This is a genomic window from Gordonia namibiensis NBRC 108229 (assembly GCF_000298235.1).
Classification (GTDB): domain Bacteria; phylum Actinomycetota; class Actinomycetes; order Mycobacteriales; family Mycobacteriaceae; genus Gordonia; species Gordonia namibiensis.
Genome location: NZ_BAHE01000010.1, coordinates 142,881 through 161,403 on the forward strand (window position 1 = coordinate 142,881; position 18,523 = coordinate 161,403).

General features: G+C 68.8%; 13 protein-coding genes and 1 riboswitch. Of the genes, 6 read left to right on the forward strand and 7 right to left on the reverse strand.

Going from position 1 to position 18,523, the window contains the following annotated elements; genetic code table 11:
• Window positions 1-14: 14 nt before the first annotated feature.
• Window positions 15-193: riboswitch (cobalamin riboswitch) on the reverse strand.
• Between the two features lie 10 nt (window positions 194-203).
• From GONAM_RS06165 to GONAM_RS06180, 4 genes are all read left to right on the forward strand, one after another.
• Window positions 204-4,838 carry an ATP-dependent helicase gene (locus GONAM_RS06165; RefSeq protein WP_006865910.1) on the forward strand — a complete coding sequence of 1,545 codons (4,635 nt, stop codon included), beginning with the start codon at window positions 204-206 and terminating at the stop codon, window positions 4,836-4,838.
• Complete coding sequence (locus tag GONAM_RS06170; protein ID WP_006865911.1) at window positions 4,831-5,622, forward strand: DNA-formamidopyrimidine glycosylase family protein; 792 nt, start codon at window positions 4,831-4,833, stop codon at window positions 5,620-5,622. Before GONAM_RS06165 ends, GONAM_RS06170 begins: the two co-directional genes overlap by 8 nt.
• 418 nt (window positions 5,623-6,040) lie before the next feature.
• Complete coding sequence (locus GONAM_RS06175) at window positions 6,041-6,949, forward strand: MetQ/NlpA family ABC transporter substrate-binding protein (RefSeq protein WP_006865912.1); 909 nt, start codon at window positions 6,041-6,043, stop codon at window positions 6,947-6,949.
• Between the two features lie 107 nt (window positions 6,950-7,056).
• A complete protein-coding gene (locus GONAM_RS06180; RefSeq protein WP_006865913.1) occupies window positions 7,057-8,379 on the forward strand; it encodes an LLM class flavin-dependent oxidoreductase in 1,323 nt (440 codons plus the stop codon).
• Window positions 8,380-8,468: 89 nt separating this feature from the next.
• Here the strand turns inward: GONAM_RS06180 and GONAM_RS06185 are convergent, their stop codons facing one another.
• The gene (locus GONAM_RS06185) at window positions 8,469-8,891 is read right to left on the reverse strand and encodes a pyridoxamine 5'-phosphate oxidase family protein (protein WP_006865914.1); all 423 of its coding nucleotides are present in this window, start codon (window positions 8,889-8,891) and stop codon (window positions 8,469-8,471) included.
• A 116-nt stretch (window positions 8,892-9,007) separates the two neighbouring features.
• Entirely contained in the window at window positions 9,008-10,750 is a 1,743-nt protein-coding gene (gene glpD, locus GONAM_RS06190) for a glycerol-3-phosphate dehydrogenase (protein ID WP_006865915.1), read from the reverse strand.
• A gap of 75 nt (window positions 10,751-10,825) precedes the next feature.
• Between glpD and glpK the strand changes: the two genes are divergently transcribed.
• The gene (gene glpK, locus GONAM_RS06195) at window positions 10,826-12,313 is read left to right on the forward strand and encodes a glycerol kinase GlpK (protein ID WP_006865916.1); all 1,488 of its coding nucleotides are present in this window, start codon (window positions 10,826-10,828) and stop codon (window positions 12,311-12,313) included.
• A 19-nt stretch (window positions 12,314-12,332) separates the two neighbouring features.
• Here the strand turns inward: glpK and GONAM_RS06200 are convergent, their stop codons facing one another.
• The 3 genes from GONAM_RS06200 to GONAM_RS06210 form a co-directional block, all read right to left on the reverse strand.
• On the reverse strand, window positions 12,333-12,773 hold the full coding sequence (locus GONAM_RS06200; RefSeq protein WP_006865917.1) for a hypothetical protein: 441 nt from the start codon (window positions 12,771-12,773) through the stop codon (window positions 12,333-12,335).
• Window positions 12,767-14,065, reverse strand: coding sequence for a hypothetical protein (locus tag GONAM_RS06205; RefSeq protein WP_245548581.1), 1,299 nt, complete (start codon window positions 14,063-14,065; stop codon window positions 12,767-12,769). The genes GONAM_RS06200 and GONAM_RS06205 overlap by 7 nt, the downstream gene beginning before the upstream one ends.
• 132 nt (window positions 14,066-14,197) lie before the next feature.
• Window positions 14,198-15,601, reverse strand: coding sequence for an NAD(P)H-quinone dehydrogenase (locus tag GONAM_RS06210; RefSeq protein ID WP_006865919.1), 1,404 nt, complete (start codon window positions 15,599-15,601; stop codon window positions 14,198-14,200).
• Window positions 15,602-15,934: 333 nt separating this feature from the next.
• Between GONAM_RS06210 and GONAM_RS06215 the strand changes: the two genes are divergently transcribed.
• Window positions 15,935-16,417 (forward strand): gamma-glutamylcyclotransferase family protein, encoded by a 483-nt coding sequence (locus tag GONAM_RS06215; RefSeq protein WP_040535567.1) that lies wholly within the window; start codon window positions 15,935-15,937, stop codon window positions 16,415-16,417.
• A 158-nt stretch (window positions 16,418-16,575) separates the two neighbouring features.
• Here the strand turns inward: GONAM_RS06215 and GONAM_RS06220 are convergent, their stop codons facing one another.
• Window positions 16,576-17,799: an amidohydrolase gene (locus tag GONAM_RS06220; RefSeq protein WP_040535617.1), complete on the reverse strand. Its 1,224-nt coding sequence runs from the start codon at window positions 17,797-17,799 to the stop codon at window positions 16,576-16,578.
• A gap of 8 nt (window positions 17,800-17,807) precedes the next feature.
• Window positions 17,808-18,509 carry an enoyl-CoA hydratase/isomerase family protein gene (locus GONAM_RS06225; RefSeq protein WP_006865922.1) on the reverse strand — a complete coding sequence of 234 codons (702 nt, stop codon included), beginning with the start codon at window positions 18,507-18,509 and terminating at the stop codon, window positions 17,808-17,810.
• Between the last annotated feature and the right edge of the window lie 14 nt (window positions 18,510-18,523).

The window sequence follows — 18,523 nt, forward strand, 5'->3', positions numbered from 1 at the left end:
CGCGTCGGAGAGTTGTGGATCAGATACCGCCGGCACGGCATCCTGACTCACGTCTTCTCTGGGGCACCGTCGAATCCCTCGACCGCGTCCCCGAGTCGGCGTTCACAGTGGCGCGACCGTTCCGGATTCTCACCGGATTCCCCGTACAGGCGTGTGTCGACTGTATACCCCGACCTGTCACACATGTGAGACATAGTGGATAGATGCCCCGCCCCTCTGTTCTCGATCGATTCACCGCCCCCACCCGGCGATGGTTCACGGGAGCGTTCACCAAGCCGACCGCAGCCCAGAAGGGCGCCTGGACCTCGATCGCCGACGGAGCGAACACCCTCGTCATCGCCCCGACCGGCTCCGGCAAGACCCTCGCGGCATTCCTGTGGGCGCTCGACCGGCTCGCCGCCGACGCCGGTGAGCGCCGCCCGGGTACCAAGGTCGTCTACATCTCTCCGCTCAAGGCCCTCGCCGTCGACGTCGAGCGCAACCTTCGCGCACCGCTCACCGGGATCACCCGCGCGGCGCAGGAACTCGACCTCCCCGAGCCGAACATCACGGTCGGCGTCCGCTCCGGCGACACCTCGGCCGCCGACCGCCGCGCGCTGGTGAAGACCCCTCCCGACATCCTGATCACCACGCCGGAGTCGCTGTACCTCATGCTGACCTCCGCGGCACGGGAGAGCCTCACCGACGTGGAGGCGATCATCGTCGACGAGGTCCACGCGGTCGCCGCGACCAAGCGGGGCACGCACCTCGCACTCACCCTCGAACGCCTCGACGAGCTCCTCGACAAGCCCGCCCAGCGGATCGGATTGTCCGCGACCGTCCGGCCACCCGAGGTGGTCGCCGGGTTCCTCTCCGGGTCGGCGCCCTGCCAGGTGGTCAAGCCCAAGGCCGACAAGACCTTCGATCTCCGCGTCGACGTGCCGGTCGAGGACATGGCGAACATCCCGCCGGCACCCGGCCCCGAGGGCGCGGATTCCGCCGAACTCGACGACGCCTTCTCCCCCACGGCCGGATCGCTGTGGCCGTATGTGGAGGCGTCGATCGTCGACCAGATCGAGGCCAACCGGGCGACGATCGTGTTCGCGAACTCCCGGCGCCTCGCCGAGAAACTGACCGCCCGGCTCAACGAGATCCACGCCGAGCGGCAGGGTGTCCCAGCCGAGGCCACCGCCAACCCGACGGTCGCGGGCGGGGCTCCCGCGTTCGTGATGGGCAGCGGCGCGAGCTCCGGCGCCGAGGCCGTCCTCGCGCGGGCGCACCACGGCTCGGTGAGCAAGGAGCAGCGCGCTCAGATCGAGGACGACCTCAAGGCCGGTCGCCTGTCCTGCGTCGTGGCGACCAGTTCGCTCGAACTCGGCATCGACATGGGCGCGGTGGATCTGGTGATCCAGGTCGAGGCGCCGCCGTCGGTGGCCAGCGGCCTGCAGCGCATCGGTCGCGCGGGCCACCAGGTCGGCGAGATCAGCCAGGGCATCCTCTACCCCAAACACCGCACCGACCTGCTGCACTGCACGGTCACCGTCGGCCGCATGCTCGACGGCGCGATCGAGGAGATCAAGGTTCCCCAGAACCCCCTCGACATCCTCGCGCAGCAGACCATCGCAGCCGCCGCCGTCGACGACCTCGACGTCGACCACTGGTACGAGGTCGTGCGTCGGGCGGCGCCCTACCACGATCTCGGACGCGGTGTCTTCGACGCGACACTCGACCTCATCGCCGGGCGCTTCCCCTCAGACGAGTTCGCCGAACTGCGGCCGCGGGTCAACTGGGACCGCGACGCGGGCGTGATCACGGGACGCCGAGGCGCCCAACGCCTCGCCGTGACCTCCGGCGGGTCGATCCCCGACCGCGGCCTCTTCGGCGTCTTCATGGTCGGCGAGAAGTCCACGCGCGTGGGTGAACTCGACGAGGAGATGGTCTACGAGTCGCGGGTCGGCGACGTGTTCGCCCTCGGCGCGACCAGCTGGCGCATCGAGGACATCACCCACGACCGCGTCCTGGTGTCGCCCGCATTCGGCCAACCCGGCCGACTGCCGTTCTGGATCGGCGACGCCATCGGGCGTCCCGCCGAACTCGGTGCGGCGATCGGCGCTTTCACCGGGGCCATCGCCGATCCCGGCAAGCTCGACACCCATGCCGAGCGTCTCGGACTCACCGAGAACGCGCGCACCAACCTCGCCACCCTCATCGCCGAACAACGCGAGGCGACCGGGCACCTCCCCACCGACCGGACACTCGTCGTCGAACGATTCCGCGACGAACTCGGCGACTGGCGCGTCATCCTGCACTCGCCCTACGGTCTGCGCGTCCACGCGCCGTGGGCGAGCGCCATCTCCCAACGACTCCTCGCGACGCTGGGGATCGAGGGCGCCACCACCGCGTCCGACGACGGGATCATCCTGCGTCTCCCCGACACCGACGACGCGCCCCCGGGTGCCGACGTCTTCCTCCTCGATCCAGACGAGGTCGAACAGCTCGTGACCGACGGTCTTGCCGACTCGTCGATGTTCGCCTCTCGGTTCCGCGAATGTGCCGCGCGCGCACTGCTTCTGCCCCGTCGGGATCCCGGTCGGCGCGCGCCGCTCTGGCAGCAGCGCCAGCGCAGCGCCCAATTGCTTTCCGTCGCATCGAAATTCCCGGACTTCCCGATCGTTCTGGAAGCGGTTCGCGAGTGTCTTCAGGACGTGTATGACCTCCCGGCACTGCTCGATCTGCTCGGCCGCATCCGGTCGCGCCGCATCCGGGTCGTGGAGACCGAGACCCCGAGTCCGTCGCCGTTCGCGGCGTCGCTGCTGTTCGGCTACGTCGGCGCCTTCATGTATGCCGACGACGCGCCGCTCGCCGAACGTCGGGCGGCCGCACTGTCCCTCGACACCAGCCTCCTCGCACAGCTGCTCGGCCGCGTCGACCTCCGCGAACTGCTCGATCCCGGTGTCATCGCCGAGGTCATCGCCCGTCTGCAGCGTCTGTCCCCCGAGCGGCAGGCGCGTGACGCCGAGGACGTCGTCGACCTGCTCCGCTGGCTCGGCCCCCTGACCACCGAAGAGGTGGAGGAAAGATACCGGGGAGAAGCAGCAGTGGCCGAGGTGCTGGCCGACCTGCACCGCAGCGGACAGATCATCTCGATCAACCACAACCGGCGCGCCCTGTGGGCGTCGATCGACGACACCGCACGGCTGCGCGACGCACTCGGGGTCCCGGCGCCGATGGGCATCCCGGCCGCCTACCTCGAACCGGTACCCGACCCCGTCGGCGACCTCATCGGGCGCTACGCCCGGACCCACGGGCCGTTCACCGTCACCGACGCCGCGGCGTCCCTCGGCATCGCCACCGCGGTCGTCCGCGACACCCTGGCCCGCCTGGCCGCGGAACGGCGCGTCGTCGAAGGCGATTTTCTGCCCGAGACCGGCACCGCCGATCCGGCGCAGGGCGCGGCACCGACCACCCAGTGGTGTCACACCGACGTCCTCGGTCAGATCCGCCGCGGGTCGCTCGCCGCGAGCCGGGCCGAGGTCGCACCGGTCGGCACCGAGGTACTCACCCGCTTCCTCGTGGAATGGCAGCACGGTTCGCCCGGCACCCAGCTGCGTGGCGTCGACGGCGTCGCGACCGTCATCGACCAGCTGGCCGGGTACCCGCTGCCGGCGTCGGCCTGGGAGTCGCTGATCCTGCCCGCACGTGTCTCCGACTATGCCCCGTCCATGCTCGACGAGCTGCTGAGCAGCGGCGAGGTCGTCTGGTCGGGGCACGGCCGCATCGGCAACGCCGACGGCTGGGTGGCCCTGCACCCTGCCGACGTGGCCGCGTTCACCATCGCCGAGGCCGACACGATCGACACCACCGCCGTGCACGACGCGATCACCACGGCACTCCAACCCGGTGGCGCACTGCGGTTCCCGCAGATCGCCGGGGACATCAGCACCGGCACCACGACGCCGGCCGCGGACATCGAGTCAGCACTCTGGGACCTGGTCTGGGCGGGACAGGTCAGCAACGACACGTTCGCGCCCGTCCGCGCACTGTTGCATCCCCGGCGTAACCCGACGACGCCACGGTCGGCGCCCGCGCACCGCGCCCGGGGTCGCGCACCCAGACTCCGCGCCGGTCGCCTCTCCGCGCGCTACCTGACCGAGCACGCATCCGGGCCGCCGGTGTCGCCGACCGCGAGCGGACGCTGGTTCGCACTGGACCGACCCGAGATCGACTCGACCATCGCCACACAGGCACTGTGCGACCAACTGCTCACGCGCTACGGCGTGATCACGCGCGGCAGCGTCGTCGCCGAGGAGGTGGCCGGCGGATTCGCCCGGGTCTACAAGGCGCTCACCGTCTTCGAGGACAACGGACAGGTCCGTCGCGGCTACTACGTCGACGGCCTCGGCGGCGCGCAGTTCGCCTCCCCGGCCACCGTCGACGAGTTGCGGCGTCACGCCCTCCCCGACCGCAAGCCACCCCGCGAGGCGACCATCCTCGCCGCGACCGACCCGGCCAACCCGTACGGCGCGGCGCTGGAGTGGCCCCGATCCCGCGACGCCGACGCCGGACACCGCCCGGGCCGCAAACCCGGCGCACTGGTGGTGCTCGTCGACGGCGAACTCGTGTGCTTCGTCGAACGTGGCGGCAAGACGCTGCTGACGTTCACCGACTCGATCCCCTCGCTCGAATCCGCCGCCGGCGCGCTGGTGGCCCTGGTGCGCGCCGGTCGCATCTCCCGGCTGACGATCGACCAGATCGACTCAGAGCCGGTGCGCGCCACCGATTTCGGGAAGGTCCTCGTCGAGGCCGGGTTCGCCACGACGCCGCGCGGCATCCGACTCCGGTACGGAACCCATGCCTGAGGGCGACACCGTCTTCGCCGCGGCCGCCCGGTTACGCCAGGGGCTCGAGGGACGAACCCTCACGTCGACGCAGTTCCGCATCCCGTCGCTGGCGACGTCGGACCTGTCGGGACGGACCGTCGTCTCCGTCCGGTCGCGGGGCAAGCATCTGCTCATCGACGTCGGCGAGAGCGAGCCCGGTGCGGGCGACGCGCTCAGCATCCATTCGCATCTGAAGATGGAAGGTGTCTGGCACGTCCATCGCCGGGGCCAGAAGTGGCGCCGCCCCGCCTATCAGGCGCGCGTCGTCCTCCGCACCGACGACACCGAGGCCGTCGGCTTCGACCTCGGCACGCTCGAACTGCTCGCCGACCCGGACGCTGCCCTCGCCTACCTGGGCCCGGACCTGCTGGCCGACGACTTCGACCGCGAGGAGGCGATCCGACGCCTCGCCGCCGACCCGGAGCAGACCATCGGCGCGGCACTCCTCGACCAACGGCTGATGGCCGGCGTCGGCAACGTCTTCCGTAGCGAGATCTGTTATCTCCGTGGCGTTCTCCCTACACGCCCGGTCGGCGAGGTGGATCTCGGTCCGATGGTCGACCTCAGCCGACGCCTGTTGTGGGCCAACCGGATGCGCTCGGCCCGGACGACCACCGGCCAGACGTCACCCAACGGACGAATGTGGGTGTACGGCCGCAAGGGACAACTGTGCCGCCGCTGCGCGACGATCATCAGACGCGGCGAGATCCCGTCGACCGGCGGCGATCGATCCATCTACTGGTGCCCGCGCTGCCAGGCCTGACGCGCAAACCCACCCTTTTTCGGCAAACCCAGCACCTGCCCGGGTGCTGGGTTTGCCGAAAAAGGGTGGCTTTGTACGCGCGTCTTGGTCATCAGACCCAGTGTATTGACGTGTAGAACATTCAGAATCCGCCTGTGCGAGAGCCAGATTGGTCGTCAATCACTTTGAGATCACTATGATCGCAATTGTGGGGCTTCGAATCGGGCTCCGATACGTTTTTCTTCGATCACATGATCACCATTCCTCTGAACGAAATCAGTGAGCATCCGACGAACGCGCCACTCCTGTCCGGCGCACCACTCGTCTGACGCCGCGCATCGAGCGCCAGTACTCATTTCGTGTCATCAGACCTCAGGTCGCCGTCCGCACCGGCGTGCGACCTACGACTGTGCATGGCTACCCGCCGAAAGGGATACCGATGACCACCACTCCTACCCAGGACGCCGCGCGCGGTGACGACCCCGGATTCGAGATCAGACGCCGTCCGCCCTGGATCTGGATCGCGTTGTCCCTCGCGGTGGTTGTCGCCGTAGTGGTGGCGGCGAGTTTTGCGCTGGGCAACGACGATAAATCTCCGAACGAGATTCCTGGGGCCACATTGGTGATCGCCACCGACGAGGGATGCGCCGGTGAACAGGCCCTCGTCGAGTTCATCGCCGAGAACGTCGCACCGAAGTACGGAATCAAGGTCGCCAATCGCGGCCTCTCCGACAGCACCACCATCAACCGCGCGGTGAGCGACGGCGAGTTCGCGGGAACGCTCTACCAGCACAAACTGTGGCTCAAGCAGGTTCTCGAGGCCAACCCTGACTTCGAAGAGGTCGCGGTGACCCCGGTGTTCCGATGGGGATTCGGCATCTGGTCGCAGAAGTACACCGACCCCGCCCAGCTGCCCGATGGCGCCACCGTCTCTCTGTACTCCGATCCCGCCAACGAGGCGCAGGGATTGTGGCTGCTGGAGCGCGCCGGCCTGATCAAGCTCAACCCCGACGCCGAGAAGTGGCGTGTCACCCAGAAGGACATCCTCGAGAACCCGAAGAACTTGAAGTTCCTTCTTCTCGACTTTGCCGCCCAGTCGCGTTCGCTGCCCGATCTGGATGCCGCGGTCGGTTACACCTACTTCTACCAAGCTGCGAAAGTGCCCGAACGCTACCAGATCTTCGCTCCGCCGCCACCGGACGAGTTCGCCGGTCAGCTGACCATCGGCAGCCGGTGGGCCGATACCGAGAACATCAAGAACCTGGTCAAGGCGTTCAAAGATCCTGCTGTCCAGGAGTTCCTGGCAACAGATCCGAGCGTGAAGGGCGGACTCCTTCCGCTGCAGTGACATTCGTCCACAACGCTTCACATCGCGGACCGACGAATCCGCGACAGACCGACCCCCATCACCGAGCATGTACCCGATGAGCGGTACATCGGCTCACGGAAGGACCCATGGCAGAGAAGAAGAAAGCCCATCTGCTGGGCTTCATGCAGAACGGCTTCAACAGTCACGCGACGGGCATGTGGCGCCATCCGCGCGACAAGGTCAACTGGGACTTCGGGAAGTACGACTACTGGCAGCACATAGGTCGCGTCCTGGAACGCGGACTCTTCGACGCGATCTTCATCGCGGACCAGCTCGCGCCGTACACGACGTACCAGAACTCGTCGGATGCGAGCGTCAAGTACGCCGTCCAGTTCCCGTGCAACGAGCCGTCGACGATCGTCCCCGCGATCGCGACGGTGACCGAACGGCTCGGTATCGGTGTCACCTTGTCGACCGCGTTCGAGCACCCCTACTCGATGAGTCGACGGCTGTCGTCGCTGGACTACCAGTCGAACGGTCGCATCGCGTGGAACATCGTATCGTCGTTCTCCCATGGGGAATGGAACGCGTACGGCATCGATGGCCGCGAACGGGGGGATCGCTACGAGCGGCTCGAGGAGTACATGGAGCTCTGCTACAAGCTCTGGGACTCCTGGGACGACGACGCGATCATCGCCGACAAGGCGTCGGGGATCTACGGCGACCCCGCCAAGATCCACGAGGTCGATCACGAGGGTGAATACTTCCGCTCGAAGGCGCGGCACTTCGTCGCTCCGTCGCCGCAGAAACATCCCGTCCTCTGGCAGGCCGGCTCGTCCGATCGCGGACGAGACTTCGCGGCCAAGCACGCCGAGGCGGTCTTCGCCGTACACCCGACCATCGCGAGGATGAAGGAGTACTCGGCCGACCTGGAACAGCGGGCCACCGAACGCTTCGGACGCGAACCGGGCAGTGTGAAGCGGATTTTCGGTCTCCAGACCGTCGTCGGCGAGTCTCGCGCCGAAGCCGAGGACAAGTTCGAACGGATCAAGGAATGCATCCCGCCGGAGGGTGCCCTCGCCTGGATCTCGGGTCACTTCGGAATCGACTTCTCGCAGTACTCGCTGGACGACAACGTCGCCGACATCGAGGTCCCGGGTATCCAGGGGTTGTTCGAGTCGATCCTGTACGCCAAGGACGGCGCACCCGTGACGGTCCGCGAAGCGGCACTGATCTACGCCCAGGGCATGGGCATGCCGGTTGCGGTGGGAACTGCGGCCGACATCGTGGACCAGATGGAGGTCTACCTCGACGAGGGCGGCGCCGACGGGTTCATGCTCGCGACGACGTTCACGCCCGGATGCTACGAGGAGTTCGTCGACTGGGTCGTTCCCGAACTCCAGCGCCGCGGTCGATACCGTGAGCGCTACACCGGCACCACGTTGCGCGAGCACCTTCGCGAGTACTGAGACCGTCCGCAAACCCACCCTTCCTCGGCAAACCCAGCACCTGCCCGGGTGCTGGGTTTGCCGAAAAAGGGTGGGTTTGCGAAGCGGCGTCAGACGGGATACCGCTCGGGCTCGGGACCGAATTCGAAGCGGCGCGCGGTGATCTCGTCGACGGCGATCTCCACGTAGTTGTATTTCACCGTCGCGATCCACGGACGCAGGGGCAGCTTGTCGGCCGCCTCGATGTCGCCGAACGACGTCAGGATGCGGGCCGTTCCCTTGGCGACGACGCTCCAGCCGCCGGTGTCGGTGTGGGCGTCGGTCTCGAACGCCACCCGGTCGTTCACGACGAGTTCGGAGAGCTTCGTCCCCTCGCCGGTGCGCAGGGTGATCTTGCCGTCCGCGGCATGATAGTTGACGGGGAAGATATCGGGTGAACCGTTGACGCTCAACGCGATACGACCCAACTCGGCGGAGCCGAGCAGTTCCCACGCCTCGTGCGGGCCGAGGACCTGAACCGGAGTCTCTGTCATGACCAGTCCCTTCTCTCCCCCACTCTCGATCCTGCCGCGGGACAGTGGGATCGAACAGAGACCAACGACCCACCTGTCCGGGACACAAGGTCACCGAACCGGTGGGTCCGACGATCTCACTCGGGGACGGGCACCGGTTCCAGGATCTCCGACCGCGCCTCGGGGGCGGCGGCGCGCAGTGCGTCGGCGGAGTCGTCGTCGGGCTGTTGCTGCGAGGCAACCTCGGCCTCGACCCGGGCGATGTAGGTCGCGACCTCGAAGTCGCGTTGTTCGGTGGTCCAGTCCAGGATCGGTGCGAGCAGGTCCGCGACCTCGTCGGCGCAGTCGACGCCGCGGTGTGAGTACTCGATCGCGATGCGGGTCCGCCGGGCCAGGACGTCTTCGAGATGCAGTGCGGCCTCGTCGATCGCGGCGTAGACCACTTCGACGCGCAGGTACTGCGGCGCAGCAGCCAGCGGCGCGAGCAGCGACCTGTCTTCCTGGGCGTAGTAGAGCACGTCGTCGATGAGCGAGCCGTAGCGGTTGAGGAGTCGCCGAATCCGATACGGGTGCAAGCCGTATCGCTGCCCGAGATGCTCGCACTGGTTGATCAGCGCGAAGTAGCCGTCCGCACCGAGCAGCGGCACCCGCTCGGTGATCGACGGCGCCACCCGGGTGGGGATGAAGTCGTTGCACGCGTCGACGGCGTCGGCGGCCATGACCCGGTAGGTGGTGTACTTGCCGCCCGCGATCGACACCAGACCCGGCGCCACGGTGGCCACGGCGTGCTCGCGCGAGAGCTTCGACGTCTCGTCGTCCTCACCCGCCAGCAGCGGTCGAAGGCCGGCGTAGACGCCTTCGATGTCGTCGTGGTTCAGTTTGGTGACCAGCACCTCGTTGACGCGTTCGAGGATGTAGTCGATGTCGGCCCGGGTGGCGGCCGGATGCGCGAGGTCGAGGTTCCAGTCGGTGTCGGTGGTGCCGATGATCCAGTGCGTCTCCCACGGGATGACGAACAGCACCGAGTTTGCGGTGCGCAGGATGATCGCGGTCTCGCTGACGATCCGGTCGCGCGGCACCACGATGTGCACGCCTTTCGACGCGCGCACCTTGAAGTGCCCGCGCTGCTTGGACAATGCCTGCACCTCGTCGGTCCACACCCCGGCGGCGTTGATGACACAGTGGGCCCGCACCTCGGTGACGTCGCCGTTCTCGGTGTCGCGCACACGGACCCCGAGAACACGATCGGATTCGCGGAGGAAGCCGATCACCTGCGTCGAGGTGCGGATGACCGCGCCGTAGTTGGCCGCGGTGCGGGCCACCGTGAGGCTGTGCCGCGCGTCGTCGACAACCGTGTCGTAGTACCGGATTCCGCCGATGAGCGAGCTGCGCTTGAGCGCGGGGGCCACGCGCAGGGCACCCGAGCGGGTCACATGCTTCTGCCCGGGCACCGATTTCGCGCCGCCCATGCGGTCGTAGAGGAAGATCCCCGCCGCGACGTAGGGCCGTTCCCAGACCCGCTGCGTCAGCGGGTAGAGGAACGGCAGGGGCTTCACCAGGTGCGGGGCCAGCAGCCGCAGCGAGAGCTCGCGCTCCTTGAGTGCCTCACGCACCAGCCCGAATTCGAGTTGTTCCAGGTAGCGCAGGCCGCCGTGGAACATCTTCGACGACCGGCTCGACGTCCCCGAGGCGATGTCGCGGGCCTCGACCAGCGCCACTCGCAGACCGCGCGTGGCGGCGTCGAGTGCGGCACCCACGCCGACCACCCCGCCGCCGATCACGACGACGTCGAACTGTTCCTCACCGAGACGTCGCCACGCTTCGGCTCGGTAGAGCGGGCCCATGTCCGCCGGCCGGTCCGGGTTGAACTCGGTGTTCATGTTCGCCGAGCCTAATTGATCTCGGGCCGCACCACAGCGTGCGACACTGACGGCGTGGGCAGTTCAGGCAAATACGTGGCGGCGATCGACCAGGGCACCACCTCCACCCGGGCGATGATCTTCGACCACAAGGGACGCGTCGTCGGCGTCGAACAACTCGAACACGAACAGATCTTCCCGCGGGCCGGCTGGGTCGAACACGACGCCGCCGAGATCTGGCGCAACACCCGGCGCGTGGGTGCCGCCGCGCTGGCCTCGGCCGAGCTGACCGCCAAGGACATCGTCGCCTGCGGGATCACCAATCAGCGCGAGACCACGGTGATCTGGGACCGCGAGTCCGGAAAGCCGGTCCACAACGCGATCGTCTGGCAGGACACCCGCACCAGCGAGGTGTGCAAAGAACTCGCCGGCGACGTCGGCGCCGACCGCTTCCGAGAACGCACCGGCCTACCGTTGTCCACCTACTTCGCCGGCCCCAAGGTGCGCTGGCTGCTCGACAACGTCGACGGCCTTCGCGAACGCGCCGAGGCAGGCGAATTGTGCTTCGGCACAATGGATTCCTGGATCGCGTGGAACATGACCGGTGGCGTCGACGGCGGGCAGCACGTCACCGACGTCACCAACGCCTCACGCACCATGCTCATGGATCTGCGGACGTTGGACTGGGATGAGGAGATCTGCGAGGAGATGGGCATCCCAATGTCCATGCTTCCCGAGATCCGCAGCTCATCCGGGGAATTCGGCTCGTTGCGCGGGAACGGCCCGCTGCCCGGCGTCCCGCTGACCGGCATCCTCGGCGACCAGCAGGCCGCCACCTTCGGTCAAGCCTGCCTGAACCCCGGCGAGGCCAAGAACACCTACGGGACCGGGAACTTCTTGTTGCTCAACACCGGCACCGAGCCGGTCTTCAGCGAGCACGGCCTGCTGACGACAGTCTGCTACCGCATCGGCGACCAGCAGGCGCGGTACGCGCTGGAGGGATCGATCGCCGTGACCGGGTCGCTCATCCAGTGGCTGCGCGACAATCTCGGCCTCTTCCCGGTGGCGTCGGATGTCGAGAAGCTGGCCGCGGAGGTCGACGACAACGGCGGCGCGTACTTCGTCCCGGCGTTCTCCGGCCTGTTCGCACCGCGCTGGCGTTCGGATGCCCGCGGCGTGATCGTCGGCCTGACCCGTTTCGTCAACAAGGGCCACCTGGCGCGTGCGGCACTGGAGGCCAGCGCCTTCCAGACCCGCGAGGTCATCGAGGCGATGCAGGCCGACGCCGGCATGGAACTGTCCACACTCAAGGTCGATGGCGGGATGGTGGTCAACGAACTGCTCATGCAGTTCCAGGCCGACATCCTCGACGTCCCCGTGGTGCGGCCGGTGGTCAACGAGACCACCGCGCTGGGTGCGGCCTACGCCGCCGGCCTGGCCGTGGGGTACTGGGAGAGCGAGGACGAGATCCGCGCCAACTGGGCCGAGGACAAGCGGTGGAAACCCACGATGGTCGAGGAGGAACGGGACCGCCTGTACGCGGAGTGGAACCGGGCCGTCGAGCACAGCTTCGGCCTGGCGTGACCCACCGGTCCGGCGTGACTCAGGCGACGAAGTCGGCGAGGACGCCGACGACGCCCGCGCTGCCGCCGAGTGCTGCGGCAGCCTCGTAGGCCGCCTCCCGCAGGGCGGTCCGCGGAGCCTCGGCCGTCGTCGTCACCGACATGGCCGCGAGGACGCAGTCGAGGGCCCGGGCACGCCGGAAGCAGTCGAGCTGGGCGTCGACGTCGCCGCGGCGCTGATGCGCGAACGAGTCGAAGTCATGTTGTGCGACAACCACTCTCAACGCAGCCACCCCCGCCGGGTCGGCGCTGCCCTGTTGGCGCCACTGTCGGATCACGTCGCGGATCTCGGGTGTCGACGCACCCGTCACGTCCATCACCGTGGCGACGAGGAGGTGCAGACACCGGATGATGTCCTCGTCCGGTACCGCGGAGGCGAGCCGGGCGACGCCCCCGGGCAGCCGATCGACCCGGCTCAACATGTTCGGCTCCTCGTGTCCGGCGACGATGTGTCGCCGCCGGCGGTGCCGGCGTCGGAGGTCTCCGGCGAACGACCCGGCAGGGTGGGGTCCTCCCCCGGAGTCAGCCGGAAGGCCGGGGTCTCCGACGGTGTCGACGCCCGTTGGGGAATCCAGTCGCCGATGACCGGGGGCCCGACGAGTGGCAGATCGCCGACGATCTCCGCGCCGTGCTCCCGGTTGTGCAGATAGGGCGCAGCCTTGTGCTGGTTGTCGTTGTCGGCTCCGGGTCGGCGGCCCATGGGCGGTGCGCCGGCCGGACCCACCGGTGGGGTGATCCCGGCACGCGGTGTCGCGGCGGGCGGCGCCGATGCTGCGGGCGTCGCAACCGCCGGCGACGACGGCGACGGCGACGGCGACAGTGGGAGTGGCCCGACGACCGGGATCGCCCCTCCGCCGATTCCTGAACCGAAACCCGCTCCTGCGGAACGGGGTTCGTCCACAGCGCCCGTTCGGCCGGAGCCGGCGAAACCGTGCGGGGTGCTGCCCGGGGTGCCCATACCGCCGCGGAGGAGACCGTCGGGGTCGTCGTCGGCGCCGCCACGGCCGGACGAGCCCGACGAGGAAGCCGACGCCGACACCGGGGTGACGACCGGGGCGGGTCCGCCGCCCGCCGGTCCCGGAGCCGCACCGTTGGTCGCGACCGGGACCGCGCCGCCACCGGAACGGCCGAAGTCCCCGGCGTCGACCGTGTTCGCGGCCTGACCCCGGGGCGTCTCGGGACGCGAGCCCAACCCACCTCCGGCGGACATGCCGCCGGTGCCGCGGACCAGATCGTCCGGCCCGGTGGGCTCGGGAAGCGAGTGCTGGACGCGTTGCATCGGCGACGAGTACGTACCCGACATGGTGCGGTCCGCCTCGAACCGCACCATCGGCGCGTCCTCGGGATTGTCGCGGAGGTGCTGCTGCAGTTCGCGCAGCCGACCTTCCTGATCCCGTGTCGCACCGACGATCCCGACCGCGCTGCCCAGTGCCTCGCCGACCACGGTCGCCGTCTCCAGGCTCCGCTGCATGGCGTCGGACAACGACTTCCCCGCCTCGAGGGCGGTGTCGGAGGCGCGGCCGCGCAGGTCGTCGTCGAACATCGCCGCCATCCGCTCCGACGCGCGGCGCACCGCGTCGATCGCCTTGAGGATCGTCTCGACGTCCCCGGCCGCCTGGCCGGGTTCCATGGTGCGGAGGGTGTCGATGATCTCGTCGATGCCCATGCCGGCCCAATCGGTGCGTCCGCCCCCGAAGGACGGCGCGTTCGACACGCCCCGATTGTTCTGGGCGAACGGCCCTGTCACGACAACGGCCCCGTCACGACATCTCCCCCCACGTCGCGGTGCGCCCGGTCCCGGGCGGATCGGTACGACCCTACCGCGATGGTGGGGTCTCGCCGGTTGTCAGTCCAGATCGTCGTGACGGACGAGCTGACGCGCCGCCTCGGTGATCGACCCGGACAGCGACGGGTACACCGAGAACGTCTGTGCGAGATCTCCGACCGTCAGTTTGTTCTGCACCGCGAGGGCCAGCGGGAGGATGAGCTCGGAGGCGTTCGGGGCCACCGCGACTCCGCCGATCACCACACCGGTGGCGGGGCGGCAGAAGATTTTCACAAAGCCGCGTCGCAGACCGCTCATCTTGGCGCGCGGGTTGGTCGCCAGCGGCAGCATCACGGTGCGCGCGGGGTACTCACCGGCGTCGATGGCCTTCTGCGACACCCCGACGGTGGCGATCTCGGGACGCGTGAAGATCGCCGACGCAACGGTTTTCAGCTTGATGGGGCTGACACCCTCGCCCAGGGCGTGGTACACCGCGATGCGGCCCTGCATGGCGGCCACCGAGGCCAGCGGCAGCAGGCCGGTGCAGTCGCCGGCGGCGTAGATGCCGGGCACCGAGGTCCGGGAGACCCGGTCCACCTGGATGTAACCGCCCTTGTCGACCTCGACACCGGCGCGCTCGAGTTCGAGGTTCGCGGTGTTGGGGATCGAGCCGACGGTCATCAGCACATGGCTGCCGGTGACGGTCGATCCGTCGGCGAGATGGGCGGTGACGGTGTCGCCGTCGCGGACGACCTTGTCGGCGCGGGCGTGCTTGACGAGTTCGACGCCGCGTTCGGCGAGGGCGTCCTCGAGCACCAGGGCGGCGTCCTCGTCCTCATGCGGGAGCACGCGGTCGCGGCTCGACACCAGCGTCACCTTCACACCGAGTTCGGTGTAGGCGTGGACGAACTCCGCGCCGGTGACACCCGAACCGATGACGACGAGATGCTCGGGCAGCTCCTCGAGGTCGTAGAGCTGACGCCAGGTGAGGATGCGCTCGCCGTCGGGCTGGGCGTCGGGCAGGATGCGGGGCGACGCACCGGTCGCGATCAGGACGACGTCGCCGTCGAAGCGCTGGGTGCTGCCGTCGGCGAGGGTCGCGAGGACGCTGTGGGTCGAGACGCCGACCTGTGCCTCGTCGAGCACGGCGGTGCCGGTGACCAGATTGACGCCCTCGCTGACGAGTCGCGACTTGATGTCGGCGGACTGGGCGAAGGCGAGGTCGCGCACGCGCTGATGGATCTGCGGGAGCGTGATCAGGGTGTCGTCGGCCTTGATGTTGATGCCGAGGTCGATGGCGCGGCGGACCTCGGTGCGGATGCCGGTGGAGGCGATGAAGGTCTTCGAGGGGACGCAGTCCCACAGCACGCAGGCGCCACCGATGCCATCCGAATCGATCACCGTGATGTCGGCTCCGTACGCGGCCGCGGCGAGCGCCGCCTCATAACCCGCTGGGCCACCGCCGATGATGACGATCCTGGTCACTGTGCACTCCTGTCCTTCACCGGTATCGCCGCGGCTGCCCTCGTGGGGCACCGCGCGCCCGATGTGGTGTTGTCGAATGGGCGAACTGGCTGGCGCCGGACCGACGGGCGTCCGACTTCAGTGGTGTCCGACGGCAGATCCGACTGGGTCGAGCCCCGCGGGGTTGTGCGTAGCTCTGGTGTGGCGGACCGTCACATGGTGTCGCGCCATGTACCAACCTAGTCCGGATCGTTCCGCAACACGCCACGTGGTGGCCCCGCGTGCGTCGTACGCCACTCCTTCGCCCCTGCCTGTCGCCTTTCCGAGTCGCCGTCGACCCACTAGGCTCCATCCGTGCCTATATACGCCGCGTACGGATCGAACATGCATCCCGAGCAGATGGCGGAACGCGCGCCGCACTCGCCGATGGCGGGTACGGGATGGCTACGCGGATGGCGCCTGACCTTCGGTGGCGGCGACATCGGCTGGGAGGGTTCCCTGGCGACGGTCACCGAGGACCGCGAGGATCCCGACGCCCGCGTCTTCGTCGTCCTGTACGACGTGACCACCGAAGACGAGGAGCTCCTCGACCGTTGGGAGGGGTCCGAACTCGGTATCCACCGCAAGATCCGCGCCCGCGTCGACACCGCCGACGGCCCTGTGCTGGCCTGGCTCTACGTGCTCGATGCCTATGAGGGCGGGCTCCCCTCGGCCCGCTACCTCGGCGTCATGGCCGAGGCTGCGGAGATCGCCGGTGCCCCTGCCGACTACGTGCAGGACCTGCGGTTGCGCGAGTCGCGCAACGTCGGCCCCGGGCCGGGGCCCGTCGAATCCTGACCCCGACGCCCAGGGCGCGAACGGCCTTCACCTGCTCCTCGAGTAGCGAGGTGGCGCGAACGGCCTTCACCTGCTCCTTGAGTAGCGAGCTGGCGCGAACGGCCTTCACCTGCTCCTTGAGTAGCGAGCTTGCGAGCGTATCGAAAGGACCCCGACGCCTAGGGCGCGAACGGCGGCGTGAGCTCCGGCGGTTCGCCGGTGGCGCTGCGTGCGTTGAGGACGACGCCCGCGAGGGTGCGGACACCGATCGCCAGTGCGCGTTCGTCGAGGTCGAAGTTCGGCGAGTGCAGGTCGACCTGCGGGCCGAAACCGTCCCACACACCGAGGCGCGCCATGGCGCCCGGAACCTGTTCGAGGTACCAGGAGAAGTCCTCGCCGCCGGGTGACTGCGGTGTGGCGGCGACGGCGTCGGGTCCGATCGCGGCGACCGCGCGTTCGAGCATCCCCACGGCGACCTCGTCGTTGACCACCGGCGGCACACCCCGGAAGTAGGAGAGGTCGTAGCGCACGCCGAGCGGCGCGAGGAGCTCACCGACGACGCTGCGGACCAGCGGCTCCAGGGTCGCCCAGGTGCCGTGGTCGCCGGTGCGCACCGTGCCGCGCATCCGGCCTTCCTGCGGAATCGCGTTGGCGGCGCTGCCGGCATTGGCCGCACCCCACACCATGACCGTTCCCGACCGCGGGTCGACGCGCCGCGAGAGCACCCCGGGCAGTCCGGTGATAACGGTGCCCATCGCGTAGATCAGGTCGCCGGTCAGGTGCGGTCGGGACGTGTGCCCGCCTGCGGAGTGGAGCTGCAGGTCGATGTGGTCGGCTGCCGAGGTCAACGGACCCGAACGCAGGCCGACGGTGCCGACGGGTAGACGCGGATCGCAGTGTAGGGCGAAGATGCGCCCGAGTCCGCTGGTCACGCCGGCCTCGATGGCGTCGAGCGCACCGCCGGGCATGACCTCCTCGGCCGCCTGGAAGATCAGTCGGACCCCCACCGGGAGCGGTCCCGCCGAGGCCAGGAGCTTGGCCACGCCGATCAGGATCGCCGTGTGGGCGTCGTGTCCGCAGGAGTGCGACGCCCCCTCGACCGTCGAGGTGAACGGGAGGCCGGTGTGTTCGGTGACCGGCAACGCGTCCATGTCGGCGCGCAGACCGATCCGCGGTTCGCCGGCCGGCCCGAGGTCGCAGACCACGCCGGTGCCCAGCGGGAGCCGACGCGGGTCGAGGCCCGCGGCCGACAGTTCGGCCATCACCAGTTCGGTGGTGCGCACCTCCTGCCGGGACAGTTCGGGATGGGCGTGGATGTCACGGCGCCAGGCGACGAGATCAGGGGCGTGATCGGCGAGCCACGCATCGATGATCCTCGACGCGTCCGGCTGACTCTCGGCCATCACGCCGGTCACGACAGGACCCCGGCGGGCGTCGGAACGGCGAGGTCGGCGAGCAGCGGGCCGCGGAGTCCCCGCTTGATCAACGCGAGGTTGGGTCCAACCGTCGCCGCACCGGCGGTGGCGATCTCGGCGGCGCGGGCGGTCAGCTGATCCGCCTCCACCGCCTCGTCGACGATGCCGGCGGACACCGCGTCGGCGGCGCCGTATCGCCGGCTGGTGTACATCGCCTCGGTCGCGGTCCGGTCGGTGAGTCGTGTGCGCAGGAGCGTCGACATCCCGCGGGTGAACGGCATGTTCAGGGCCGCTTCCGGCAACGACCAGAAGCCGCGCTCGGTGCGCATGACCAGGTGGTCGGCGCAGAGGGCGAGCATGGCGCCCGCGCCGAAGGCGTGGCCGTTGACCGCCGCGACCGTCGGCACCGGGAGGGTGAGGATCGTGGCGTACAGCGCGTGCACACGGTCGAGGTATGCGGGCAGCTGATCCGGCGCGGCGAAGATGTGGTCGGTGTCGAGCCCGTTGGTGAAGAACTTGCCGGTCGCGGTCAGCACCAGCGGACGCTTCGGGTCGGCGCTCACCTCAGCGAGCAGCCGTTCCACCTCGTCGAGCCATTCCAGACGGAAGCGGTTCTCGGGGTTCGACTCGTCGAGCTCGGCGCCCTTGGCCCCGAGATGGAGTTCGACGACCTCCCCGACCTCGTTGAGATATGGCATGAACAGACCTTATC